Origin of the sequence: Vibrio sp. CB1-14 (assembly GCF_040412085.2) — a bacterium.
Classification (GTDB): Bacteria; Pseudomonadota; Gammaproteobacteria; order Enterobacterales; family Vibrionaceae; genus Vibrio; species Vibrio chaetopteri.
Genome location: NZ_CP115920.1, coordinates 614,131 through 639,987 on the forward strand (window position 1 = coordinate 614,131; position 25,857 = coordinate 639,987).

The following is a 25,857-nucleotide window of genomic DNA, read 5'->3' on the forward strand; positions in this document are numbered from 1 at the left end:
TAAGTAGATCCAACCAACAGAAGGATAGATCGCCATGTCTGACATGAAGCATGACGTAGATGCACTGGAAACTCAAGATTGGCTTCAAGCACTTGAATCCGTTGTTCGTGAAGAAGGTGTAGAACGTGCACAATTTCTACTAGAAACTGTTCTAGAGAAAGCTCGTTTAGATGGCGTTGATATGCCAACAGGCATCAACACTAACTACATCAACACCATTCCAGCAGCTCAAGAACCAGCATACCCTGGTGATACCACACTTGAGCGTCGTATTCGTTCGATTATTCGCTGGAACGCAATCATGATCGTATTGCGTGCTTCTAAGAAAGACCTAGACCTTGGTGGTCACATGGCTTCTTACCAGTCTGCAGCAGCATTCTACGAAGTTTGTTTCAACCACTTCTTCCGTGCTCCAAACGAGACGGATGGTGGCGATCTAGTTTACTACCAAGGTCACATCTCACCGGGTATCTACTCTCGTGCGTTCGTTGAGGGTCGTCTAACTGAAGAGCAGCTAGACAACTTCCGTCAAGAAGTAGACGGTAAAGGTGTTCCTTCATACCCACACCCTAAACTGATGCCTGAGTTCTGGCAGTTCCCAACAGTATCTATGGGTCTTGGTCCAATTTCTGCTATCTACCAAGCGCGTTTCCTTAAGTACCTAAACGGCCGTGGTCTGAAAGATACGTCTGCTCAACGCGTTTACGCCTTCCTAGGTGACGGTGAGATGGATGAGCCAGAATCACGTGGTGCTATTTCTTTCGCTGCGCGTGAGAAGCTAGACAACCTATGTTTCCTAATCAACTGTAACCTACAGCGTCTAGACGGTCCTGTAATGGGTAACGGTAAGATCATTCAAGAGCTTGAAGGTCTATTCAAAGGTGCTGGCTGGAACGTAGTGAAAGTTATCTGGGGTAACAACTGGGACGCACTACTGGCTAAAGATACGACGGGTAAGCTACTACAGCTTATGAACGAAACGATCGATGGCGACTACCAAACATTCAAATCTAAAGATGGCGCATACGTACGTGAGCACTTCTTTGGTAAGTACCCAGAAACAGCTGCACTTGTTGCAGATATGACTGACGACCAAATCTTCGAATTGAAGCGTGGTGGTCACGATTCTTCTAAGCTGTTTGCTGCGTTTAACAATGCAAAAGAAACAAACGGCAAGCCAACGGTAATCCTAGCTAAGACTGTTAAAGGTTACGGCATGGGTGAAGCGGCTGAAGGTAAGAACATCGCTCACGGTGTTAAGAAGATGGACATGACTCACGTACAATACCTACGTGATCGTCTAGGTCTACAAGACCTTCTTTCTGATGAGAAAGTGGCTGAACTGCCTTACCTAAAACTGGAAGAAGGTTCTGCTGAGTACGAATACCTACATGCTCGTCGTAAAGCTCTGAAAGGCTACACGCCACAGCGTCTACCTAAGTTTACTCAAGAGTTCAAAGTACCAGAGCTAGAAGAGTTTGCTCCTCTACTAGGTGCTCAGAAGCGTGAAATTTCAACGACAATGGCTTATGTACGTACGTTGAACATTCTTCTTAAAGACAAGAACATCGGTAAGAACATCGTTCCTATCATCTGTGATGAAGCGCGTACGTTCGGTATGGAAGGTCTATTCCGTCAGGTTGGTATCTACAACCCTGACGGTCAAGAATACACACCTGAAGATAAAGGCATCGTTTCTTACTACAAAGAAGCAACATCAGGCCAAGTTCTTCAAGAAGGTATCAACGAACTAGGTTCAATGGCATCTTGGGTTGCTGCTGCTACTTCATACAGCACAAACGATCTGCCAATGATTCCGTTCTACATCTACTACTCAATGTTCGGTTTCCAACGTATTGGTGACATGGCATGGCTAGCAGGTGACCAACAAGCTCGTGGCTTCCTACTAGGCGCTACAGCTGGTCGTACAACACTGAACGGTGAAGGTCTACAGCACGAAGATGGCCACTCGCACATTCAAGCGAACACTATCCCTAACTGTATCTCTTACGACCCAACATTCGCTTACGAGCTAGCAGTAATCATGCAAGATGGTATCCGTCGTATGTACGGTCCTGAGCAAGAAAATATTTACTACTACCTAACAGTAATGAATGAAAATTACGCGATGCCAGCAATGCCAGAAGGCGCTGAAGAAGGCATCCGTAAAGGTATCTACAAGCTTGAGTCTCACCTTCCTCAAGGCGAACAGGCTGCTAAGGGTAAAGTTCAGCTAATGAGCTCTGGTACTATCATGAACGAAGTACGTAAAGCAGCGACTATCCTGAGCGAAGAGTACGGTGTTGCGTCTGACGTGTTCTCTGTAACATCGTTCAACGAGCTAACTCGTGACGGTCAAAACGTAGAGCGTTACAACATGCTTCACCCAGAAGCAGAGGCGAAAGTACCTTACATCACAACAGTTCTAGGTAACGAGCCAGCAATCGCTGCGACCGACTACATGAAGAACTACGCTGAGCAAGTACGCGCATTCATGCCTACTGAGTCATACAAAGTACTTGGTACCGATGGTTACGGCCGCTCAGACAGCCGTGAAAACCTACGTCGTCACTTCGAAGTTAACGCTGGCTACGTGGTAGTTGCAGCGCTAACTGAACTAGCGAAGCGCGGTGATGTTGAGAAGTCTGTTGTGGCTGAAGCAATCGCTAAGTTCAACATCAACACTGAAAAGACTAACCCACTTTACGCTTAATACAGCGCTTAATTAGAAGGTAAATAAGCAATGGCAATCGAAATTAATGTACCTGACATCGGTGCGGATGAGGTTGAAGTTACTGAGATTCTTGTAAGCGTTGGCGACAAGGTGGAAGAAGAGCAGTCTCTTATCACGGTTGAAGGCGACAAGGCTTCTATGGAAGTTCCAGCGTCTCAAGCAGGTATCGTTAAAGAAATCAAAGTAGCAGAAGGCGATTCTGTTACTACTGGTTCTCTAATTATGATTTTCGAAGCCGAGGGGGCAGCTGACGCTGCTCCTGCTCCTGCGACGGAAGCGGCTCCAGCAGCGGCTCCAGCTCCAGCAGCAGCGGCTGAACTTAAAGAAGTTCACGTTCCAGATATCGGTGGCGACGAAGTAGAAGTTACTGAAATCATGGTTAAAGTTGGCGATGCAGTAGAAGAAGAGCAATCTCTTCTAACTGTAGAAGGCGACAAAGCTTCTATGGAAGTACCAGCTCCATTTGCAGGTACGGTTAAAGAGATCAAGATTGCTGAAGGTGATTCAGTAACGACTGGTTCTCTTGTTATGGTATTTGAAACTGCCGGTTCTGGTGCGCCAGCAGCTGCTCCTGCAGTTGAAGCAGCTCCTGCAGCAGCTCCTGCGGCGTCTGCTGAAAAAGAAGTTAACGTTCCAGATATCGGCGGCGACGAAGTAGAAGTTACTGAGATCATGGTTAAAGTTGGCGATACAGTAGAAGAAGAGCAATCTCTAATTACTGTAGAAGGCGACAAAGCTTCTATGGAAGTACCAGCACCATTCGCAGGCACAGTTAAAGAGATCAAGATTGCTGAAGGTGATTCAGTAACAACTGGCTCTTTAATCATGGTATTTGAGGTGGCCGGCACTCCGGTGGCTGGCGCAGCTCCAGTAGCAGCTCCTGTTCAAGCGGCGGCACCTGCGGCAGCGGCTCCGGCTCCAGCAGCGAAAGCGGATGCAGCACCGCAAGCGAACGACTTCCAAGAAAACAACGACTACGCACATGCGTCTCCTGTTGTTCGTCGTCTAGCTCGCGAATTTGGCGTTAACCTATCTAAGGTTAAAGGTACTGGCCGTAAGAGCCGTATCCTTAAAGAAGACGTTCAGTCTTACGTTAAAGATGCACTTAAGCGTCTTGAGTCTGGTGCTGCGGCATCTGGCAAAGGCGGTGACGGCTCTGCTCTTGGTCTACTACCTTGGCCGAAGGTTGACTTCAGCAAGTTTGGTGAGACTGAAGTTCAGAAGCTTTCTAAGATCAAGAAGATCTCTGGTGCTAACCTACACCGTAACTGGGTAATGATCCCGCACGTTACACAGTGGGATAACGCGGATATCACAGCGCTAGAAGCGTTCCGTAAAGAGCAAAACGCTATCGAAGCGAAGAAAGATTCAGGTATGAAGATCACGCCACTAGTGTTCATCATGAAAGCTGTTGCTAAAGCACTTGAAGCCTTCCCAGCGTTTAACTCCTCTCTATCTGAAGATGGCGAGAGCATCATTCTTAAGAAGTACGTAAACGTTGGTATCGCAGTGGATACACCAAACGGTCTTGTTGTTCCTGTATTTAAAGACGTGAACAAGAAGGGCATCTACGAGCTATCTGAAGAGCTAATGGTTATCTCTAAGAAAGCACGTTCAGGCAAGCTAACTGCTGCAGATATGCAAGGTGGCTGTTTCACTATCTCAAGCCTAGGCGGCATCGGTGGTACTGCATTTACACCTATCGTAAATGCACCTGAAGTTGGTATCCTTGGTGTGTCTAAGTCTGAAATGAAGCCAGTATGGAACGGTAAAGAATTTGAACCGCGCCTACAGCTGCCACTTTCACTATCGTACGATCACCGTGTGATTGACGGTGCGGAAGGTGCACGTTTCATTACTTATCTAAACAGCTGCTTGAGCGATATTCGTCGCTTGGTGCTTTAAGGTAGCTGACTGACCCCCTCTAGCTCCCCCGGCTACGCGCCGCGTTATTAAGGGGGAGAACTACGGGCTAGCTCCTAGCGTCGCATCACCTTTTCAAACAAGCGATGCGCAGCGAGCCTAAGTTCCTTCCCTTAATAAGGGGAGGCCAGGAGGGGTTAAAAACCAAATTCATACAACAATTCCCCGTGAATTGTCGTCTAGCTCACAGGCTAAATTGATTTACTTTTCACACCATTAACATCTCTGTAAAATGTTGGCGGTCTGAAATCATAAATATTTAAACTCATTACGCTATAAACGTTGTCATAAGGCGTTTGAGCGAAGTTTATAAAAAAGAAAATCAATACCCACTCAGCCTGTTAGGGATAATGACTACAAGAGGTCAAAATGAGCAAAGAAATTAAAGCCCAAGTTGTTGTACTTGGTTCTGGTCCTGCTGGTTACTCTGCCGCATTCCGCTGTGCAGACCTAGGTCTTGAAACTGTTCTTATCGAACGTTATAGCACCTTAGGTGGTGTGTGTCTGAATGTGGGTTGTATCCCATCTAAAGCGCTTCTTCACGTTTCAAAAGTTATCGAAGAAGCCAAAGCAATGGCTGAACATGGTGTTGTTTTCGGTGAGCCACAAACAGACATCAACAAGATCCGTATCTGGAAAGAGAAGGTTGTAAACCAGCTAACTGGTGGTCTTGGCGGTATGGCTAAGATGCGTAAAGTTAACATCGTTAACGGTTACGGTAAGTTCACTGGCCCTAACTCGATCCTTGTTGAAGGTGAAGGCGAGTCAACAACAGTAACGTTTGACAACGCTATCATCGCAGCAGGCTCTCGCCCGATCAAACTGCCATTCATTCCACACGAAGATCCACGTATTTGGGACTCAACCGACGCTCTTGAGCTAAAAGAAGTACCAGGAAAACTGCTTATCATGGGTGGTGGTATCATCGGTCTAGAAATGGCTACGGTATACCACTCTCTAGGTTCTAAAGTTGACGTGGTTGAGATGTTTGACCAGCTTATCCCTGCAGCGGATAAAGATATGGTTAAGGTTTACACCAAGCGTATTAAGAACAAGTTCAACTTGATGCTTGAGACCAAAGTAACGGCCGTTGAAGCGAAAGAAGACGGTATTTATGTTTCAATGGAAGGCAAGAAAGCCCCTGCTGAAGCTGAGCGTTACGATGCAGTTCTTGTTGCTATCGGTCGCGTGCCAAACGGTCTGCTTCTTGATGCCGAGAAAGCGGGTATTGAAGTGGATGAGCGCGGCTTTATCAATGTTGATAAGCAAATGCGTACTAACGTTCCACATATTCACGCTATCGGTGACATCGTTGGTCAGCCAATGCTTGCTCACAAAGGTGTGCATGAAGGTCACGTAGCGGCTGAGGTTATTTCTGGTAAGAAGCACTACTTTGACCCGAAAGTGATTCCTTCAATTGCTTACACTGAGCCAGAAGTGGCATGGGTTGGTAAGACAGAAAAAGAAGCGAAAGCGGAAGGCATTAACTACGAAGTGGCGACATTCCCATGGGCAGCATCAGGCCGTGCTATCGCGTCTGACTGTGCTGATGGTATGACTAAGCTTATCTTTGATAAAGAGTCTCACCGTGTTATTGGTGGTGCTATCGTTGGTACTAACGGTGGTGAACTGCTTGGTGAAATCGGTCTAGCGATCGAGATGGGTTGTGATGCAGAAGATATCGCTCTGACTATCCACGCTCACCCAACACTACACGAATCTGTAGGTCTTGCAGCAGAAGTATTTGAAGGCACAATCACTGACCTTCCAAATGCGAAAGCGAAGAAAAAGAAGTAAGTTCTGAATAAAGAAAAACGGCCAGTAGCAATACTGGCCGTTTTTTTATGGTTTTGATTTATCGCTTTGAATTGTCACTTCTATTTGCGCGAGGCAAGTAGCTAGCGAGGTTCTAGTCGCGATGAGCAAACTAAGATGCGTGCGCTTCACCGTTGTTGTAAATACACACCATGTCCATATAGCAATCAGTGAGTGATTTTACGATATCGCTATCGTTAGTGCGCATTGCTTCTACAAATAGTGAGTAGCAAAGACCATGGAATAGGCTAGTTAAGTGTTTTGGATTGTGGTGTGGGCACACTTCACCGCGTTCAATGGCTTTAATGAACATGTTTTCAATCAAAGCTTGGCTGGTTTTGTTTGAGCTAACAAACAGCGGCCAAACTTCATCACGTGTCGATGTGCTCCACTCAAACCAGACTTTACTCCAGTGACAATCTTCGACCACCATGTCGACCACACCATCTAGGATGTTCGCCAAGTTGTCTTTGATGTTCACATCAAGATCAATCGTGTTAGATAGAAAGTTTGAGTACTGGCATACGACGTGATTGAGTACTTCATCCACCAAGTCTTCACGAGTTGGGAAATAGTTGAATACTGTTGCCACCGAGACCTGTGCGATTTCAGCGATATCGGCGTGTCCCCCGCGTCCAATGCCACGCTTTGCAAATACTTCAAGCGCTATCTCCATAAGCTGTAGTTTACGCTTTTGTGGAGACAGACGAGTCCTAGGTCTTTTTACTATAGAGTCCATATTGTTTTTCCTTGCCAACGATTGTCGAGGTGGTGACTTTTTATTAGTCGCCTTATTCCTCGTTTATTATGAGTCAGCCATTTCACATGACGGAAAACCACATAAACCCTTTGACCGATGACGTTATACCAGTCTTTGTAGGGTTATTTCCAAAATGGAAATTAACTGCTCCTATTTTTCTAATTCCAAATAAGTGTAATGGTGCATATGTTAATGGTCAATAGTCATACACTGATAATTATCATAATTAAGAGTAATTTATCTGCGTATCACATTTTGTTGTGAAATTAATAAAATATTTCAACAGAAGTCGTTAACAGTGGGGCGGTTATTGTAGTTGTTACCAAGGACTATGAGCGTGCTGCGGGTTTTTATCGGATGGTATAAAGTGATACTATTGCGCGCAAATTGACAGGCATGCCTAGGCGAGCGACTTTATCTTGATGTTTTATACTCTATCAAGGTGCGCGGTCATGGCTGCGTTTGTTCTACCCATATACCAACATCGAGATAGATATGAAACATACTGTAGAAGTCATGATCTCTGAGCAAGAAGTTCATGAGCGCGTACAAGTGTTAGGCAAAGCCATCACCGAACATTACCAAGGCAGCGAAGATCTAGTGATGGTCGGTCTGCTTCGTGGCTCATTTGTGTTTATGGCGGATTTGGCTCGTGCGATTGATTTGACCCACTGCGTGGACTTCATGACCGCTTCTAGCTACGGCAACACGATGAAAAGCTCTCGCGATGTGCGCATTCTTAAAGATCTTGATGATGACATTAAAGGTAAAGACGTACTGCTAGTAGAAGACATTATTGATACAGGTAACACGCTAAACAAAGTGAAAGAGATTTTGTCGCTGCGCGAGCCTAAGTCTATCGAGATTTGTACTTTACTGGATAAGCCTTCTCGCCGTGAAGTTGACGTTGATGTAAAGTGGATTGGTTTTGAGATCCCAGACGAGTTTGTTGTGGGCGTGGGTATCGATTACGCTCAGAAATATCGTCACCTGCCATATATTGGCAAGGTAGTGCCTCAAGAGTAATCTCTCGAGTAATAAAAAAGCCCACTAGTGGGCTTTTTTTGATTCTGTGTGGGCTTATTACTCAGCGCCGAGGATTGTCTGCATTGCCGTTTGGTAGTTTGCTTCCAATGTTTCACGGCTTGAGCAACGAACACCTAAATCTTCAAGTTTGCCATCACCAATACCATAAACCACACCATGCACTTCTACGTCTTGGCCTCTTTCCCACGCATTTTGCAGAATCGTTGAGTTGCCAAGGTTATAAACCTGTTCAGCAACGTTGATCTCGCATAGCTTGTCACCCCACGTCTCACGCGGTAAATCATTTAAGAACTTACGGTGCTTGAGGTACAAATCGCGAATATGCAGAAGCCAGTTATTGATAAGACCTAGTTGAGGATTGTCGATAGCCGCATTTACACCACCGCAGCCGTAGTGGCCACATACAATAATGTGCTTCACTTTGAGAACGTCAACCGCGTATTGCACCACGGACAAGCAGTTCAGGTCGGTATGAATGACTTGGTTAGCCACGTTTCGATGAACAAAAAGCTCACCTGAATAGAGGCCTGTGAGTCGCTCTGCTGGGACTCGGCTATCGGAACAACCGATCCAAAGAAAGCCCGGGCTTTGTCCCTCTTCAAGCTTAGCGAAATACTCAGGGCGCTGAGAGGTGATCTCTTGCGACCATTTTGAGTTGTTGTCAAAAAGTTGTTTGATTTCCGGCATGGTACTTCCCTTCAATGATTCGCCACACTATACACAATGTTACAAATTGAATCTCGTTAAAAAGTGTCACAAATTCACTCATCTGACGTGTTCTTGCACGTAAAATCAGATATTTAACGATTGCGTGACAAACTGTCATAACTTATGTCGAATGAGCAGTATTTAATAAATATTAACTCATCGTCACATTTGTTAACCTGAATCAATTTTTTGGTTATTTTTCAGGGATAGTAATGAAGTTAGGACGTCGTTTTGAAGATATTAACCTAAAAGGAGATCTGTTTGGTGGTGTGACCACCGCGATTATCTCTTTGCCACTTGCGCTCGCATTTGGTGTTGCCTCTGGAGCAGGCGCGGAAGCGGGTTTATGGGGTGCGATCATGGTTGGCTTGTTCGCCGCGCTATTCGGCGGTTCATCCACTTTGATCTCTGAGCCGACCGGCCCGATGACCGTCATCATGACGGCCGTGTTAACCAGTATGATGGCCAAATACCCAGAAACTGGTCTGGCGATGACCTTTACCGTCGTCATGATGGCGGGTGTATTTCAGATATTGCTTGGTACATTAAAGCTGGGGAAATACGTCACCTTAATGCCATACAGTGTGGTGTCGGGCTTCATGTCAGGGATTGGCGTTATTCTTATCATACTCCAGTTAGCGCCACTGCTTGGGCAAGCCGCACCATCTGGTGGAGTGATTGGTACCTTAACAGCGTTGCCAGATATGTTGGCGAACATAGATGTAGCGGAGCTGTTTTTAGGCGTGTTAACACTCGCAATTTTGTTTCTTTTACCTAAGAAGTATCGTCAACACGTGCCGCCGCAGCTTGTTGCACTGGTGGCTGTGACGCTGCTGTCGGTACTGCTGTTTGACAATGAATCCATTCGCCGCATTGGTGAAATTCCAGCAGGTCTACCTTCACTGGTGATGCCGCATTTCAATGCAGAAATGTTCACAGAGATGGTGATTGATGCTCTAGTTTTAGGCACGCTGGGCTGTATCGATACACTGCTTACCGCGGTTATCGGTGACTCATTGACTCGTAAAGAGCACGATTCAGACAAAGAGCTGCGTGGTCAAGGGCTTGCTAATTTACTGGCGGGTTTATTTGGCGCACTACCAGGTGCAGGTGCGACCATGGGGACAGTAACCAACATTCAAGTTGGAGCTCGTTCACCTCTTTCTGGCGTGGTTCGCGCTTTGGTACTCATGCTGGTGGTATTGGTCGCCAGTGGTTTAACAGAACCGATCCCAATGGCGGTACTGGCAGGTATCGCAGTGTACGTCGGTTTCAATATTTTGGATTGGAGCTTCATTCAACGAGCTCATAAAGTCAGTATCCCGGGTATGGCCATCATGTATGGTGTGATGCTTCTGACGGTGTTTGTCGACTTGATTGTCGCGGTCGGACTTGGGGTGTTTATCTCAAACATTATTATTATCGAGCGTTTGAGCCGTGAGCAAGCAAGGCAGGTAAAAGCCATCAGTGATGCCGATGATGACGATGTACCATTAACGGATGCGGAAAAAGCACTGCTCGACAAGTCGCAAGGCAAAGTACTGTTTTTCTATTTGTCGGGACCGATGATCTTCAGTGTATCGAAAGCGATTTCTAGGCAGCACTCGAGCATTGCTGATTACCAAGCAATGATCCTCGATTTGACTGATGTTCCTATGATCGACGTAACGGTCGGGTTGGCATTGGAAAATGCGATTAAAGATGCACAAGATGCTCACTGTCATGTCTACTTACTCTGCCCACACGATAAGATCCGTCAACAACTTGATAAATTCCACGTTGTTGATTTGGTGCCGGATGACAATATCTTCATTGAACGTGAGGCGGCTTTAGAGGCGGCACATGTGGCTACGGCATAGAGACCGATAACTTTACCGAAAAGCGAGTGCGGATTTATCCACACTCGCTTTTTTATATTCATTTTTGCTAATTGACTTGAAAACTGGTGCAGCAATCATCATGTGTAGTACCATCAGATAACTTTTCGATATTGATGGAAATATTCCAGTTTCTATCAAGGCAGATTTTGGAAACAAGCTATGGTCGCATTAGAAATAGAACAGCTAAAAAAAACATACGCCGGTGGCTTTGAAGCGCTTAAAGGTGTGAGCCTGACCGTTGAGCAAGGTGACTTCTACGCATTGCTTGGGCCTAACGGAGCGGGGAAGTCGACCACCATCGGCATTATCACTTCATTGGTTAACAAAACCTCAGGCAAAGTGAGCGTGTTTGGTCATGATATCGATAAAGAGCTAGAGCTCGCGAAGCAGCAACTAGGTTTAGTGCCGCAAGAGTTCAACTTCAACCAGTTTGAAACGGTGGAGCAAATTGTCCTCCAGCAAGCGGGTTACTACGGTGTACCGAAAGATGTCGCTAAACAAAGAGCACAGAAGTACCTATCTCAGCTTGATTTGTGGGAAAAACGCAGCGAGCGTGCTCGTCATTTGTCGGGTGGGATGAAACGTCGTCTGATGATTGCTCGCGCCTTAATGCATGAGCCTAAACTGCTGATCTTGGATGAACCAACCGCAGGGGTGGATATTGAACTGCGCCGCTCCATGTGGGATTTTCTTAAAGAGATCAATCGTCAAGGTATTACTATTATTTTGACGACTCACTACCTTGAAGAAGCGGAGCTGCTGTGTCGTAACATCGGTATTATTCAGCGCGGTGAGCTGATTGAGAACACGTCGATGAAAGCGCTGCTGAATAAACTGCATGTCGAGACCTTCATTCTTGATATCGAAGGTGATGCAGATATCCCTGAGCTTGAGGGTGTGAATGCACAGCATCTGGTTAATGGCTCTTTAGAGATTGAAATTGAGAAGACTCAGGGGCTTAACCATATCTTCAGTCAGCTATCGGCTTCTGGCATTAAAGTATTATCAATGAGAAACAAAGCGAACCGACTTGAAGAGCTGTTTGTCTCCATTGTTCGTGAACAAACGGAGGCAAAATAATGAACATGTATGGTTTGTATTGGACGGCTTTTAAGAGCTTACTGACCAAAGAGATCAATCGCTTCACACGTATTTGGGTGCAAACTTTGGTACCGCCAGCGATCACCATGACGCTGTACTTTATTATCTTTGGCAGCCTTATCGGCTCACGCATCGGCGAGATGAACGGCTTTAGTTACATGGAGTACATTGTGCCGGGTCTTATCATGATGTCGGTAATTACTAACTCTTACTCTAACGTGGCATCGTCATTCTTCAGCGCTAAGTTTCAGCGCAATATTGAGGAGTTGCTCGTCGCACCGGTGCCAAACTACATCATCATTGCAGGCTTTGTGATGGGCGGCGTAGTGCGTGGGTTACTCGTAGGTACCATAGTGACGATTGTATCGCTGCTGTTTGTCGATCTGCGTGTAGAGCACTGGGGCATCATTATTGCGACGGTATTTTTAACCTCGGTAGTATTTTCACTGGGCGGTCTTATCAACGCCGTGTTTGCAAAGACATTCGATGATATCTCTATTATTCCAACGTTTGTGCTGACCCCTCTGACTTACCTTGGCGGCGTATTCTATTCCATAAGCTTGCTGCCTGATTTTTGGCAGGGCGTGTCGAAAATCAATCCTATAGTCTACATGGTCAACGCGTTCCGCTACGGATTTTTGGGTGTGTCGGATGTAGGGATTGTGACATCTTTTGGCGTACTCTTAGCGTTTATCGTGGTACTTTATGGTGTAGCCCATCATTTAGTGACCAAGGGAATTGGCTTGAGAAGCTAAGGCTTTTTAGCAAGTTCCAAATGATCACAGCGACAAGCGAATGAAACAAGTGGTGGCCTCGGTCACCACTTTTGTTATGAGTCGAGACAAGGACGACAAATGCAACTGCCTCCCGAATTACAACAAGACGCTGATAAGGCGTTAGCGCAACTCAAAGACACCTATTCCGATTTCTCCCAGTGGTCTCAAGAGAGACTAACTCAGCTTCAACAAGTGACGGCAATGAGCAAGTTTGTCACTGAAGCGCTGCAACAAGATCAAACGCTGTTTGAACAACTGCCAGTGATGCTCGCTGAATCAAGCCGCGAGCAGGCGTATCGAGAACGCTTGGCGGCTTTACTGGCTGTATGTGAACAAGAAGTCGATGGTCACCGTGTGTTGCGCCGCTTCCGAAATCGGGAAATGGTGTATATCGCTTGGCGAGATTTCCTCAATGACTGGACGCTGGAAGAGAGCCTAAGTCATTTGTCGATGCTTGCTGAAGCGATGATTGTTGAGACTTACCAATGGCAATACCAAGTTTGTTGTAAGGAGTGGGGCACGCCGTGCAATGCTGAAGGCGAAGCGCAGCCAATGCTGATCATCGGTATGGGTAAGCTTGGCGGTGGCGAGCTTAACTTCTCCTCCGACATCGACCTTATCTTTACCTATCCAGAAAATGGTGAAACTCAAGGTGCTCGCCGCTCGATCGCCAATGCCCAGTTCTTCACTCGCCTCGGTCAGCGCATCATAAAGGCGCTTGATCAGCAAACTTTTGATGGCTTCTGTTATCGCGTAGATATGCGTCTAAGACCATTTGGGGAAAGTGGCCCTTTGGTAATGAGTTACGCAGCACTGGAAGATTATTATCAAGAGCAGGGGCGTGACTGGGAGCGTTACGCCATGGTGAAAGCTCGGGTGATGGGGCGTGAGATGTACCCTGAATACCAGGAGCTTAGACAGATGCTGCGCCCCTTTGTGTTCCGTCGTTACATCGACTTTAGCGCCATCCAATCTTTGCGTCGAATGAAGTCGATGATCAGCAGCGAGGTAAGACGTCGTGGCTTAGGCAACAACATCAAACTCGGAGCCGGTGGCATTCGAGAGGTCGAGTTTATTGCTCAGGTGTTTCAGTTGATCCGCGGTGGCCGTGAGCCAAGTCTTCGTGGCCGAGGCTTGCTGGAGACATTGGACGCCATTGAAACGTTGAAGCTGCTTGAGCTAGGCGAAGTCGATCAACTAAGAGACGGATATTGTTTCTTGCGCCGTCAAGAAAACCTTCTGCAAGCGATGGCTGATAAACAGACTCAAACTCTGCCAGACAACGAGCCCGAACAGCGTAGGCTTGCCTTTGCTATGGGCTTTGACGACTGGCAGAGTATGCTGAGCGCCACTGAGCAGCATATGCTCAACATCCATAATGTGTTTGCTAATCTGATTGGTGAAGATGAGGAAGACGAAGACGCTAATCCAATCGCCAAGCACTTTCATGAACTATGGGACATGGTTGGCCGTGCAGAAGTAATCGAACACATTTTGCAGCATGACCTCAATGTGGAAAATGCACACGACAAGTGTGCGACTATTCAGCAGTTCAAAGCCGATCTGGCTAAAAAGACCTTAGGTCCAAGAGGACGTGAGGTGCTCAACCGATTGATGCCAAAAGTCTTTAGCGCCATTTATAGCCACAAAGACGCTGAGTTCGGTTTACCGCGCGTGTTGCATGTTCTGCATCGAATAGTCACTCGTACGACATACCTGGAGCTGCTCGATGAGCACCCAGCAGCACTGACTCAGCTTGTACGATTGTGTACCGCTAGTCCGATGATTTCAGAGCAGTTGGGGCGCTATCCAATTCTTTTAGATGAGCTTCTCGATCCTGCTCATCTTTATAACCCAGTGCCTTTGGAGTCCTATAAAACTGAACTGCGTGACTACCTAGCTCGTATCCCTGAAGAGGATATGGAGCAGCAGATGGAGGCGCTAAGGCAGTTTAAACAAACCTGTATCCTTCGAATTGCCGCTGCCGATATTGCGGGCGTACTGCCAGTGATGAAGGTAAGCGATCACTTAACTTACCTAGCTGAGGCGATTGTCGAGGCGGGTATTAACCAAGCTTGGCAGCAAATGGCAGCCAAGTATGGTGAACCAACGCATCTAAAAGACCGTGGCAGCAAAGGGTTTGCTGTTATTGGCTATGGCAAAGTTGGCGGCTGGGAGCTTGGCTATAATTCAGACTTGGATATCGTATTTATGCATGACTGCCCTGTGAGTGTGTATACCGACGGTAAGAAAGAGATTGATGGTCGTCAGTTCTACCTGCGTTTAGCGCAGCGCATCATACATATCTTCTCGACACGCACCGCATCGGGCATCCTGTATGAAGTAGATACTAGACTGCGCCCATCTGGTGCGTCAGGGCTACTGGTAAGTCCAACTGATGCGTTTGATGACTATCAGCACAACGATGCTTGGACTTGGGAGCATCAGGCATTAGTACGAGCACGAATGATTTATGGGGACGCGCAATTGGAGCAAGCGTTTGGTGCTACTCGCCACAATATTTTGTGTAAGTCTCGCGATAAGGGTGCTCTGATCGAGCAAGTGGTCGATATGCGTGAGAAAATGCGTGACCATTTGGGCGGTAAGAAAGCGGGGCGCTTTATGCTTAAGCAAGATCCTGGTGGTATCACTGATATTGAGTTTTTGGCTCAGTACTTGGTGCTGCAATACAGCCATGACAAACCGAAACTGACGCGTTGGTCTGATAATGTGCGTATCTTTGAGTCGATGATGGCACAAGGGGTGATGGCAGAAGGGCAGGCGATGGCACTGACTTGTGCTTACACCACATTACGTGATGAGATCCATCACCGTAACCTTCTCAATTTGGATGCGGATGTGGCCGAAGAAAAGTTTGAACCGGAAAAAGCCATTGTGGTCGAAGCATGGAATGCCTGGCTTGGAACCCGCTAGCGAAAAGCATGGCTTGTTTTAGTAGTGCATCGATGAGTTGTGCTACTATCCCATCAAAGGCTTACTGAGATAAAGCCAAAGTAAATTATGATAAGAAGATGCTATGGCATCTTCTTTGTCACTATGTGGAGTACAGAAATGAAACCCATCCTACCGAATTACAGCGACTCTGGCGTATTAATTGTTGGCGATGTGATGCTTGATCGCTATTGGTATGGCCCAACAGGGCGTATCTCACCAGAAGCGCCAGTACCTGTAGTGAAAGTAGAAAACAACGAAGAGCGTCCGGGCGGTGCTGCGAACGTGGCTATGAACATCGCTTCTCTTGGTGGTCATGCTCACACTATTGGTTTAGTGGGTATGGATGAACCAGCGAAAGTGCTTACCGAGACTTTGACTTCACTGAAAGTGAAATGTGACTTTGTTGCTTTGCCAGACTACCCAACCATCACCAAATTGCGTGTATTGAGCCGTGGTCAACAGCTTATCCGTCTTGATTTCGAAGACAAATTTGAGAACACGGATCCAGAGTTGGTACTGGCGAAAATGGAACAAGCGTTACCTGATGTTCGCGCCGTGATCTTATCGGATTATGCCAAAGGCGCACTAGAACACGTTCAGCGCTATATTCAAAAAGCTAAAGCAGCCGGCGTTCCAGTATTTATTGATCCGAAAGGTGCGGATTTTGAACGCTATCGCGGCGCAACGTTGCTGACACCAAACATGACAGAGTTTGAGCATGTTGTCGGCAAGGTGAAAAACGAACAAGAGTTGATTGAAAAAGGTAATGCACTTATCGAACAGTTCGACTTTGAGGCGCTATTGGTGACGCGAAGCGAGCACGGTATGACCTTACTGCGCCGTGGCCAAGAGCCATTCCATCTACCGACCCAGGCTAAAGAAGTCTATGACGTAACAGGTGCAGGCGATACGGTAATATCAGTATTGGCGGCATCGGTTGCAGCAGGTAAACCGCTGGATGAAGCGTGTGCACTTGCTAACGCAGCGGCAGGTGTGGTTGTGGGTAAACTGGGTACGTCAACGCTTTCAACTATTGAGCTTGCGGAAGCTATTCACGGTAGTCAAGATACCGACTATGGCGTGATTAGTGAGCAAGCACTTATCGAAGCGGTTGCTAAAGCGCGCGCGAAAGGCGAGAAAGTAGTCATGACCAATGGCTGCTTTGATATCTTACACGCTGGCCATGTTTCTTATCTGAACCACGCAGCAGAGCTTGGCGATCGCTTGATTGTTGCGGTGAATACTGATGAATCTGTGCGTGAACTGAAAGGCCCTGGTCGCCCGGTGAATCCAACCGATCGCCGTATGGCAGTACTTGCTGGTCTCGGTGCTGTGGATTGGGTGGTTCCGTTTTCGGAAGAGACGCCACGTCGTTTGATCTCTGAAGTATTGCCTACACTTTTAGTGAAAGGCGGCGATTACAAACCAGAAGAGATTGCTGGTGGTAAGGAAGTGATTGCTGCGGGCGGTGAAGTGAAGGTGCTTAACTTCGAGGATGGCTGCTCAACCACAGAAATCATTGAAGCGATTAAAGGTGGCAGAGGCTAATTTAATCCTTTATACCAAGCTAAGCAAAAGGGACGCCGAGGCGTCCCTTTTTGGTATTACTAACTATGAGTTAGTTCGCTTTCTTAAGGCCAGCATTGATATCAATGATATCTTGCTCACTCAAGGTGCCAACTGATTGACGTAGGTTTAGAACACTCACAATGTAGTCGTAACGAGCATCAGACAGGTTGCTTTCTGCATCGTACAGCGCCTGAGTTGCTTCTAGTACGTCAACGATAGTACGCGTACCCACATCAAAACCTGCTTTGGTTGCTTCCAGTGCCGATTCAGCAGAAATTACTGTCTGCTCAAATGCACGGATTGCACCGATGGAAGAGTTGATGTTGTTGTTATTCGCACGAACATTACGAACTACCGAGCGGTAAGTTTGCTCTAGCTGTTCGCTTGACTCAACGTACGCAAACTCTGCCTGGCGGGTTTGCGAGGTAATGTTACCACCTGTATATAGCGGCACAGACAGGTTGATACCGGCGTTGAACACATTTGTTGTATCATTTCCGCCTAAAACACGAGTGTTGCTTGAGTTACGCTCATTGTCATAACCGTAACCACCATCAAGTGTAAGCTTAGGTAAATGACCAGAGCTTGCTAACGTGATGTTGTCTTTCGCAATATCTTGACCGATACGTGCTGAGAGTAAATCCAAGTTCTTCGACTGTGCTTCTTCTAGGAAGAAGGTAACGTTTTGCTCTGGGCGAGCCGCTGCGAAACGATCCGTATCAAGGACATCGATATTGTTGTGCTCTTGACCTGTGATTTCACGTAGTGCTTCGTATTGGTTCAGTAGGTTGTTTTCTGCAACCACTTCATCGGCAAGTACGCGGTCATACTGAGCTTGCGCATCGTGTACGTCAGTAATTGCTGATAGACCTACTTCAAAACGCTGTTTAGTCTGCTCTAGCTGGCGAGCTACTGCTGCCTTGTTGGCGCGAACCGATTCAAGAGCATCTTTAGAACGCAGCACTTCAAAGTATGCTTGCGCGGTACGAAGGATTAGGGATTGTTGCGCCGCTGCATATTGAGAGTCCGCTTGACGTGCTGTTTTCTCAGCCGTGTCTAGCGTGATCCAACTTGTACGGTTGTACAGCTCTTGAGAAAAGCCAACGCCAGCTGTTAGGTTATCACTGTCTCCACCTGTGTAGTCCGCACGAGTAAAGTCATACCCAGCGGTCAAGTTGATTTGTGGTAGAAGTGTTGCACGAGCAGAATTGATCGCTTCAAATGCACGATCACGCTGAGCCGCTGCACGCAGCAACTGAGGATCGTTTTGCTTTGCTTGATCGTAGATCTCGGTTAGGGAGTCGGCCCATGCCGCTGCACTTACGCTTCCTAATGCAGCTGTAATAAAGAGTGGAAGCAGTTTTTTTCATTTGTCCTAATCCTGCCTAATACTAATAAAGGTATGATTCACAGTTTAACTTAAATTGGCCGTAATTCACTCGAAACTTTGCACTTTTTTACGCAAGCTCACCAAAAGTTGAGACAAATAATTAACCAGAATCAAATTAATTTTGAATTTTTACGTGAAAAATTGAGCCGTGTCCTTGGTAGTCGCTCTATTCCTTGAGTAAACTATAAGGTTCACGGAAGCCAGAGGTCGATGATGAAAGACGGATTACAGCCAAACGAACAGTATACGTCGCAAGACGTAGAGGTTGTGTCAAAACAAACCGTATTTAAAGGTTTTTTTGAAATGGTTCAGTTTCGCTTCAAGCATAAACGCTTTGAAGGGGGCTGGAGTGCATTAATTGACCGAGAAATGTTTGTTCGTGGTGATGCAGCCGCTATGCTGCCTTATGATCCGATTACTGACCAAGTCGTGCTTATTGAACAAATCCGTGTTGGCGCTCTCGAGCATCCTAATCCGTGGCAAATAGAAATTGTTGCCGGCATTGTCGATAAGCAAGAGAGTATCGAAGAGCTGGTTTGCCGTGAAGCAGTGGAAGAAGCGGGCGTTGATGTAAAGCAATTGGTGCCGATCACGCGCTATTACCCATCTTCAGGTGGCTGTAATGAGCGTATTTCCGTGTTTGTTGGCTATGTTGATGCGACGCAAGCGTCTGGCGTACATGGTCTGGAAAGTGAAGGTGAAGATATTCGCGTAAGCGTGGTATCTCGCGAACGTGCATACCAAATGGTGGAGAGTGGCGAGATTGAAAATGGCGCCTCCATTATCGCCTTACAATGGCTACAACTGAATTACCAAAAGCTCAAGCAGCAATGGTAGAGGGAATTTTTATGGCTCGCGTTGTCGATACTAATACGTATCATGTTGATCTTGCTGAGTTAATGCGTGTCTATGAAACCAACTACGCTAAGCTCAATCGCTTGATCCCGACACAGCCAGAAGTTGGGGATGTACGCTGTTATCAAGCGGGCTCACTGACTTACCAGTTAGAAGTGCGAGAAGTGACGAAGTACACAACATTGGTTGAAATTTTCCAAGATGATGAGCTTCCTGTTTTCCCATTGCCTAAAATGACCGTTAGGCTCTATCACGATGCAAAAGTGGCAGAGGTAAGTGATTGTGAAAACGCGTCTCGCGTCCAAGCAAGGTACGATTACCCCAACGCAAAAATGCATCAAAAGGACGAAAAATTTCAGTTTAATCAGTTTTTAAGTGATTGGCTGACGTTCTGTTTAAAAAATGGCATTAGTCGAGCTCCGATCATGTATCGCAGCTAACAAGAATTATAATTTCAGGTTTTTAATATTTTGAACACAACACCCAGTGATGAATCTCAGTTAAGTAGCGTTAGGTTGCTGCAATTAACGGACACGCATCTGTTTGCGCCTGATGATGGTTGCTTACTGAGTGTTAATACCCAAGATAGTTTTCACGCCGTCGTAGCGGAAGTTATGCAGCAAGGCATACCGTTTGATGCCTTGCTTGCGACGGGCGATATTTCTCAGGATCATACCGAAGCGTCGTATCAAAAATTTGTCGATGGTATCGAACCGTTAGGCTTGCCTTGTTATTGGCTGCCTGGCAACCATGACTATAAGCCGTGCATGAACAGTGTCGTGAGCGCACCGCTTATTCAAGATGTGACTTACGCATTGCTCGGTGAGCATTGGCAAGTATTGTTGCTTGATTCGCAAGTGGTTGGTGTGCCTCACGGTAGGCTCAGTGACAGTCAGTTGGACTTTTTAGATCGTAAACTGACCGAGCACAGCGACAGACATACATTAGTGCTATTGCATCACCACCCGATGCTGGTGAATAGTGCATGGCTTGACCAACACTCGCTCAAAGATGCGCACGAGTTTTGGCAGGTAGTTGAAAAGCACAACAATGTACGCGCTGTATTGTGTGGCCATATCCATCAAGAGTTGGATCACATTCGCAATGATGTTCGCGTGCTTGCAACACCATCAACGTGTGTGCAGTTTAAACCAAACTCTAATGAGTTTGCGCTTGATACTTGCTCACCAGGTTGGCGCGAGTTAGAGCTTTGTGCTGATGGAGAGGTAAAAACAACGGTAAAAAGGCTGCCGCATGGCGCATTTCGTCCTGACTTTAACGCGGAAGGTTACTAATGAGCGTAAAGCGTCCACTGCTTCTTTATATCCACGGCTTTAACAGCTCACCCAAGTCGTTTAAGGCGCAAGCCATGTTGGCGTATTGTCAGCAGGCGAGACCCGATATCAAAGTTGTCGTACCGCAAATGCCGTGCTTTCCAGAGCAGGCTGCCCGTTACCTTGAGCAGATCGTGACGCAATACCAAGCGGACTACCAGATAGCACTGGTTGGGAGCTCACTGGGGGGATACTTGTCAACCTGGCTCAATCATCATTATGGCTTTAAAGCCGTATTGATAAACCCAGCGGTTAAACCTTACGAGTTATTGCTCGACTTCCTCGGTGAACAGCAAAACCCATATACTAACGAACGTTACACGTTGGAAGCGAAACACATTGATGATCTAAAAGCACTCGATGTCGAGACCATTCAATCACCTGATGATTTTTGGCTGTTGCAGCAAGAGGGCGATGAAGTTCTAGATTATCGCCAGGCAGTCGACAAGTATCGCCAATGCATGCAAACTGTCGAGGAAAATGGCGATCATAGCTTTGTCGGTTTTGAACGATTCCCTGAACAGATTATCCGCTTCTTAGGCCTGTAATCGTCGCTTTTTTCGTCTCCCCTTGAGGAGACAGTCATAATTTTCCCTCCAACTTCTGCGTGAAACTTGACAACACCTGCATTGGGCCAGACTATGATGTGTCTGTACTTACGCGTAGCCCGCAGTGGTGCACTAGTCAACGATGCACGACTGAACAAACGGGCCAGCGACTTTAAGTCGCAATCTCTATTTTTGCTGCTAAGTATCAATCATTATTTGAGTAAAATTTCCGTATTATGACAGAACAATATAATGCTGGAGCCATTGAGGTTCTCAATGGTCTTGAGCCAGTACGTCGCCGACCAGGGATGTATACGGATACAGCGCGCCCAAACCATTTGGGCCAAGAAGTTATCGATAACAGTGTCGATGAAGCGCTAGCCGGACATGCCTCTAAGGTACAAGTCATTCTGCATGCCGACCAATCGCTAGAAGTGATTGATGATGGTCGTGGTATGCCCGTCGATATCCACCCTGAAGAGAAGATTTCAGGTGTTGAGCTTATTTTCTGTAAGCTCCACGCGGGTGGCAAGTTCTCGAACAAAAACTATCAATTCTCCGGCGGTTTGCACGGGGTTGGTATCTCCGTGGTTAACGCACTTTCGAAACGCGTTGAAGTGGCAGTGCGTCGCGACGGCCAAGTGTATGAAATGGCCTTTGAGCACGGTAATAAAGTTCAGGAGCTGACAGTCACTGGCACTTGTGGTCGCCGTAATCGCGGTACCAGCGTTCATTTCTGGCCTGATGTGAGCTATTTTGACTCGGCGAACTTCTCGGTCACTCGTCTGGTGAACAACCTGCGTGCGAAAGCGGTGTTGTGTCCGGGTCTGGAAATTACCTTTACCGATAAGGTAAATGGCAAAGACTATAACTGGTACTACGAAGATGGTCTAAAAGACTATCTAGCGGAAGGCGTAAAAGGTTACGCAGTCCTACCTGAAGCACCATTTACCGGCGAATTTACCGCAGAGACTGAAGCGGCAACCTGGGCTGTGATCTGGCAGCCAGAAGGCGGTGAGATGATCACCGAAAGCTATGTTAACTTGATCCCAACAGCTCAAGGCGGTACGCACGTTAATGGTCTGCGTCAAGGCTTACTGGATGCGATGCGCGAGTTCTGTGAGTTCCGTAATTTGCTTCCTCGTGGCGTTAAGCTAACCGGTGATGACGTATTTGAGCGATGCTCATACGTACTGTCTATTAAGATGCAAGATCCGCAGTTTGCAGGACAAACTAAAGAGCGCCTCTCTTCTCGTCAGTGTGCTGCGTTTGTTTCTGGCGTGGTCAAAGATGCGTTTAGCCTATGGCTAAATGAAAAGCCTCAGCTTGCTGAGCAATTGGCAGAAGTCTGTATTGCCAACGCGCATCGTCGTATGCGTGCCAGTAAAAAAGTGGTGCGTAAGAAGGTAGCTTCTGGTCCTGCACTACCGGGTAAGCTGACGGATTGTTCACAACAAGATCTTAACCGCACCGAAATTTTCTTCGTGGAGGGTGACTCGGCGGGTGGCAGTGCCAAGCAGGCACGCGATCGTGAGTTCCAAGCAGTGATGCCATTGCGTGGTAAAATCCTCAATACATGGGAAGTATCGGCAGACCAAGTTTTGGCGTCGCAAGAAGTACACGACATCTCCGTGGCTTTGGGTATTGACCCAGATACCGAAAACCTTGATGGTCTTCGCTACGGTAAAGTCTGTATCCTTGCCGATGCGGACTCGGATGGTCTGCACATTGCGACGCTTCTATGTGCACTCTTTACTAAACACTTCCGTTCATTGGTTGCCGCCGGGCACGTCTATGTCGCAATGCCACCACTGTATCGTATCGATTGTGGTAAAGAGGTGTTCTACGCCCTTGATGACGATGAAAAAGATGGCGTGCTTGAACGTCTGAGCAAGAAAAAAGCGAAGATCAACGTCCAACGATTTAAAGGTCTGGGTGAGATGAACCCATTGCAGCTGCGTGAAACCACGATGGATCCAAATACCCGTCGCTTGGTGCAGTTGACCATTGATGATGACGAAGCCACCAATGAGATGATGGATATGCTGCTTGGTAAAAAGCGTGCTGACGATCGTCGTAGCTGGCTACAAAACAACGGTGACATGGCTGAGGTATAACAATGTCGACTGAAATGTCTTTTGATGGTGTAGAACAGCTGCCTCTGCGAAAGTTCACTGAAGACGCCTATCTGAATTACTCAATGTACGTGATTATGGATCGTGCATTGCCTTACATCGGTGATGGATTAAAACCCGTGCAACGCCGCATTATCTATGCGATGTCTGAGCTGGGTCTGTCCGCATCGGCGAAATACAAAAAATCTGCACGTACCGTTGGTGATGTGTTGGGTAAATATCACCCACACGGCGACTCTGCGTGTTATGAAGCCATGGTATTGATGGCTCAGCCATTCTCATATCGCTACCCATTGGTGGACGGTCAAGGTAACTGGGGTGCCCCAGATGATCCTAAATCGTTCGCGGCAATGCGTTATACCGAAGCCAAGCTGTCTAAGTTTGCTGAAGTTTTGCTGGGTGAAGTTGGCCAAGGCACGGTTGAGTGGCAGCCAAACTTTGACGGCACGATGAAAGAGCCGAAGATCTTACCGGCACGATTGCCCCATATCTTGCTTAATGGCATTACGGGTATCGCAGTTGGTATGGCTACTGATATCCCACCGCATAATATGCGTGAGATTGCCGACGCGACAATTCATCTTATTGATAAGCCAAAATCTGAGCTTGCTGAGGTGATGGAGTTTGTTAAAGGGCCGGATTACCCGACTGAAGCTGAAATCATTTCACCGCAAGCCGACCTAGAGAAAATCTATCGTACGGGTCGTGGTAGCGTGAAGATGCGTGCAGTGTGGCACAAAGAGGGCTCGGAGATTGTGATCACTGCGCTGCCACATCAGGTTTCTGGCGCTAAGCTTTTGGAGCAGATTGCAAACCAGATGCGAGCGAAGAAGCTGCCTATGGTAGACGATCTTCGTGATGAGTCTGATCACGAAAACCCAACGCGTATCGTTGTGGTGCCGCGCTCAAACCGCATTGATTGCGACCAGCTTATGAATCATTTGTTCGCATCGACCGATCTTGAGAAGAACTTCCGTGTGAACCTCAACATGATTGGTCTCGATAACCGTCCACAAGTGAAAGGTCTGATACAGATCTTAACAGAGTGGATTGAGTATCGCCGTGAGACAGTGCGCAAGCGTCTTCAGTATCGTCTAGACAAGATCCTTGCTCGTTTGCACATCCTTGAAGGTTTGTTGGTTGCGTACCTCAACCTTGATGAAGTGATTGAGATTATCCGTACTGAGGACGAACCAAAAGCCGTACTGATGGCGCGCTTCGGGATTACGGATATTCAAGCGGATGCGATTCTGGACACCAAACTTCGCCACCTTGCGAAGCTAGAAGAAATGAAGATCCGCGGTGAACAAGGCGAGCTTGAGAAAGAGCGTGAGAAGCTTGAAAAGCTACTTGGCTCTGAGCGTCGTATGAACACGCTATTGAAGAAAGAAATCCAAGCTGACGCTGAGAAATACGGTGACGATCGCCGCTCTCCAATCGTTGAGCGTGCAGAAGCGAAAGCGATGACCGAGCGTGACTTGGTACCAAGCGAACCAATCACTGTTGTGCTTTCGGAGAAAGGTTGGATCCGTCACGCGAAAGGCCACGATGTGGATGCGAGCGGGCTCAACTACAAAGCGGGCGATAAATTCTTAGCCTCCGCTAAAGGTAAGAGTAGTCAGCCAGCGGTATTCCTTGGCAGTGATGGGCGCAGTTACTCGTTGGAGTCACACTCGTTGCCATCGGCTCGTAGCCAAGGTGAACCAATTACAGGTCGACTCAACATCAGTGCTGGCTCAACAGTGCGCCAAGTCGTGATGGGTGAAGAAGATCAGCTATGGTTGATTGGCTCAGATGCGGGTTATGGCTTTGTGTGTAAAGGTAGTGATCTGCTATCGAAGAACCGCAGCGGTAAAGCGTTGGTGACTCTGCCACAAGCTTCTGAAGTGATGACGCCAGCAACGGTTGGCGATCTTGAGTCAGACGAAATCTTAGCGATCACCAACCAAGGCCGTATGCTACTGTTCCCGATTAAAGATTTGCCGCAGTTAGGCAAAGGTAAAGGGAACAAGATCATCAACATTCCATCGGCTAAGGCTAAAGCGCGTGAGGAGTTTGTCTCTCACTTGATGGCATTGCCACAAGGTGTATCCATTACCCTTTATGCGGGTAAGCGCAAGCTTGGACTGAAAGCGAGTGATCTGGATAACTTCCGTGGTGAGCGTGGGCGTCGTGGCGGGCTACTACCAAGAGGTCTTCAGCGTGTGACTCGTATTGAGGTAGATACTGGTAACGCACCAGAAGCTGCTATCGAAGAATAGTAAGCGAATAAAACAAAAAACCTCCGACACTGTCGGAGGTTTTTTTATATCTGCTATAAAGTACTA

The 25,857-nt window shown here is 47.1% G+C and carries 18 protein-coding genes; 15 read left to right on the forward strand and 3 right to left on the reverse strand.

The genetic code is table 11. The features are described 5' to 3' along the window. Positions 1–34 precede the first annotated feature (34 nt). From aceE to lpdA, 3 genes are all read left to right on the forward strand, one after another. Entirely contained in the window at positions 35–2,713 is a 2,679-nt protein-coding gene (gene aceE, locus PG915_RS02840) for a pyruvate dehydrogenase (acetyl-transferring), homodimeric type (protein ID WP_353497782.1), read from the forward strand. Between the two features lie 30 nt (positions 2,714–2,743). After that, entirely contained in the window at positions 2,744–4,639 is a 1,896-nt protein-coding gene (gene aceF, locus PG915_RS02845) for a pyruvate dehydrogenase complex dihydrolipoyllysine-residue acetyltransferase (RefSeq protein WP_353497783.1), read from the forward strand. 387 nt (positions 4,640–5,026) lie between these two features. Next, a complete protein-coding gene (lpdA, locus tag PG915_RS02850; protein WP_353497784.1) occupies positions 5,027–6,454 on the forward strand; it encodes a dihydrolipoyl dehydrogenase in 1,428 nt (475 codons plus the stop codon). A 130-nt stretch (positions 6,455–6,584) separates the two neighbouring features. Here lpdA and PG915_RS02855 read toward each other — a convergent pair whose 3' ends face one another. Then, positions 6,585–7,211 carry a LuxR/HapR/OpaR family quorum-sensing transcriptional regulator gene (locus tag PG915_RS02855; RefSeq protein ID WP_353497785.1) on the reverse strand — a complete coding sequence of 209 codons (627 nt, stop codon included), beginning with the start codon at positions 7,209–7,211 and terminating at the stop codon, positions 6,585–6,587. Between the two features lie 516 nt (positions 7,212–7,727). On the opposite strand from PG915_RS02855, the gene hpt reads away from it, so the two are divergent. Then, positions 7,728–8,258, forward strand: coding sequence for a hypoxanthine phosphoribosyltransferase (hpt, locus tag PG915_RS02860; RefSeq protein ID WP_353497786.1), 531 nt, complete (start codon positions 7,728–7,730; stop codon positions 8,256–8,258). Between the two features lie 57 nt (positions 8,259–8,315). Here the strand turns inward: hpt and can are convergent, their stop codons facing one another. Beyond that, positions 8,316–8,966: a carbonate dehydratase gene (gene can / locus PG915_RS02865; RefSeq protein ID WP_353497787.1), complete on the reverse strand. Its 651-nt coding sequence runs from the start codon at positions 8,964–8,966 to the stop codon at positions 8,316–8,318. Between the two features lie 233 nt (positions 8,967–9,199). Between can and PG915_RS02870 the strand changes: the two genes are divergently transcribed. The 5 genes from PG915_RS02870 (at position 9,200) to hldE (ending at position 17,247) form a co-directional block, all read left to right on the forward strand. Next, complete coding sequence (locus PG915_RS02870; protein WP_353497788.1) at positions 9,200–10,846, forward strand: SulP family inorganic anion transporter; 1,647 nt, start codon at positions 9,200–9,202, stop codon at positions 10,844–10,846. Positions 10,847–11,026: 180 nt separating this feature from the next. Next, positions 11,027–11,947, forward strand: coding sequence for an ABC transporter ATP-binding protein (locus PG915_RS02875; RefSeq protein ID WP_353497789.1), 921 nt, complete (start codon positions 11,027–11,029; stop codon positions 11,945–11,947). Between the two features lie 5 nt (positions 11,948–11,952). Then, positions 11,953–12,723, forward strand: coding sequence for an ABC transporter permease (locus PG915_RS02880; protein ID WP_112459491.1), 771 nt, complete (start codon positions 11,953–11,955; stop codon positions 12,721–12,723). A 99-nt stretch (positions 12,724–12,822) separates the two neighbouring features. After that, positions 12,823–15,678 carry a bifunctional [glutamate--ammonia ligase]-adenylyl-L-tyrosine phosphorylase/[glutamate--ammonia-ligase] adenylyltransferase gene (gene glnE, locus PG915_RS02885; RefSeq protein WP_353497790.1) on the forward strand — a complete coding sequence of 952 codons (2,856 nt, stop codon included), beginning with the start codon at positions 12,823–12,825 and terminating at the stop codon, positions 15,676–15,678. 138 nt (positions 15,679–15,816) lie between these two features. Then, entirely contained in the window at positions 15,817–17,247 is a 1,431-nt protein-coding gene (gene hldE, locus PG915_RS02890) for a bifunctional D-glycero-beta-D-manno-heptose-7-phosphate kinase/D-glycero-beta-D-manno-heptose 1-phosphate adenylyltransferase HldE (protein WP_353497791.1), read from the forward strand. 70 nt (positions 17,248–17,317) lie between these two features. On the opposite strand, the gene tolC is transcribed toward hldE, so the two are convergent. Beyond that, positions 17,318–18,628, reverse strand: a complete 1,311-nt coding sequence (gene tolC, locus PG915_RS02895; protein ID WP_353498651.1) for an outer membrane channel protein TolC — start codon at positions 18,626–18,628, stop codon at positions 17,318–17,320. 243 nt (positions 18,629–18,871) lie between these two features. On the opposite strand from tolC, the gene nudF reads away from it, so the two are divergent. The 6 genes from nudF to parC all read left to right on the forward strand — a co-directional run bounded on the left by nudF (position 18,872) and on the right by parC (position 25,791). Next, the gene (gene nudF / locus PG915_RS02900) at positions 18,872–19,495 is read left to right on the forward strand and encodes an ADP-ribose diphosphatase (protein WP_353498652.1); all 624 of its coding nucleotides are present in this window, start codon (positions 18,872–18,874) and stop codon (positions 19,493–19,495) included. Positions 19,496–19,506: 11 nt separating this feature from the next. After that, positions 19,507–19,953, forward strand: a complete 447-nt coding sequence (locus PG915_RS02905) for a DUF1249 family protein (protein ID WP_112459463.1) — start codon at positions 19,507–19,509, stop codon at positions 19,951–19,953. Between the two features lie 30 nt (positions 19,954–19,983). After that, a complete protein-coding gene (gene cpdA / locus PG915_RS02910) occupies positions 19,984–20,808 on the forward strand; it encodes a 3',5'-cyclic-AMP phosphodiesterase (protein WP_353497792.1) in 825 nt (274 codons plus the stop codon). After that, a complete protein-coding gene (yqiA, locus tag PG915_RS02915) occupies positions 20,808–21,395 on the forward strand; it encodes an esterase YqiA (RefSeq protein ID WP_353497793.1) in 588 nt (195 codons plus the stop codon). Before cpdA ends, yqiA begins: the two co-directional genes overlap by 1 nt. Positions 21,396–21,631: 236 nt before the next feature. Beyond that, positions 21,632–23,512 carry a DNA topoisomerase IV subunit B gene (gene parE, locus PG915_RS02920; RefSeq protein ID WP_353497794.1) on the forward strand — a complete coding sequence of 627 codons (1,881 nt, stop codon included), beginning with the start codon at positions 21,632–21,634 and terminating at the stop codon, positions 23,510–23,512. A gap of 2 nt (positions 23,513–23,514) precedes the next feature. Further along, a complete protein-coding gene (gene parC, locus PG915_RS02925; RefSeq protein ID WP_353497795.1) occupies positions 23,515–25,791 on the forward strand; it encodes a DNA topoisomerase IV subunit A in 2,277 nt (758 codons plus the stop codon). Positions 25,792–25,857: the final 66 nt, after the last annotated feature.

Coding starts and splice junctions, on each gene's coding strand:
- hldE (WP_353497791.1), top strand. CDS start 15,817: ATGAAACCCATCCTACCGAATTACAGCGACTCTGGCGTATTAATTGTT.
- PG915_RS02875 (WP_353497789.1), top strand. CDS start 11,027: ATGGTCGCATTAGAAATAGAACAGCTAAAAAAAACATACGCCGGTGGC.
- parC (WP_353497795.1), top strand. CDS start 23,515: ATGTCGACTGAAATGTCTTTTGATGGTGTAGAACAGCTGCCTCTGCGA.
- yqiA (WP_353497793.1), top strand. CDS start 20,808: ATGAGCGTAAAGCGTCCACTGCTTCTTTATATCCACGGCTTTAACAGC.
- can (WP_353497787.1), bottom strand. CDS start 8,966: ATGCCGGAAATCAAACAACTTTTTGACAACAACTCAAAATGGTCGCAA.
- glnE (WP_353497790.1), top strand. CDS start 12,823: ATGCAACTGCCTCCCGAATTACAACAAGACGCTGATAAGGCGTTAGCG.
- hpt (WP_353497786.1), top strand. CDS start 7,728: ATGAAACATACTGTAGAAGTCATGATCTCTGAGCAAGAAGTTCATGAG.
- nudF (WP_353498652.1), top strand. CDS start 18,872: ATGAAAGACGGATTACAGCCAAACGAACAGTATACGTCGCAAGACGTA.
- aceF (WP_353497783.1), top strand. CDS start 2,744: ATGGCAATCGAAATTAATGTACCTGACATCGGTGCGGATGAGGTTGAA.
- PG915_RS02880 (WP_112459491.1), top strand. CDS start 11,953: ATGTATGGTTTGTATTGGACGGCTTTTAAGAGCTTACTGACCAAAGAG.
- PG915_RS02870 (WP_353497788.1), top strand. CDS start 9,200: ATGAAGTTAGGACGTCGTTTTGAAGATATTAACCTAAAAGGAGATCTG.
- PG915_RS02905 (WP_112459463.1), top strand. CDS start 19,507: ATGGCTCGCGTTGTCGATACTAATACGTATCATGTTGATCTTGCTGAG.
- PG915_RS02855 (WP_353497785.1), bottom strand. CDS start 7,211: ATGGACTCTATAGTAAAAAGACCTAGGACTCGTCTGTCTCCACAAAAG.
- aceE (WP_353497782.1), top strand. CDS start 35: ATGTCTGACATGAAGCATGACGTAGATGCACTGGAAACTCAAGATTGG.
- parE (WP_353497794.1), top strand. CDS start 21,632: ATGACAGAACAATATAATGCTGGAGCCATTGAGGTTCTCAATGGTCTT.
- lpdA (WP_353497784.1), top strand. CDS start 5,027: ATGAGCAAAGAAATTAAAGCCCAAGTTGTTGTACTTGGTTCTGGTCCT.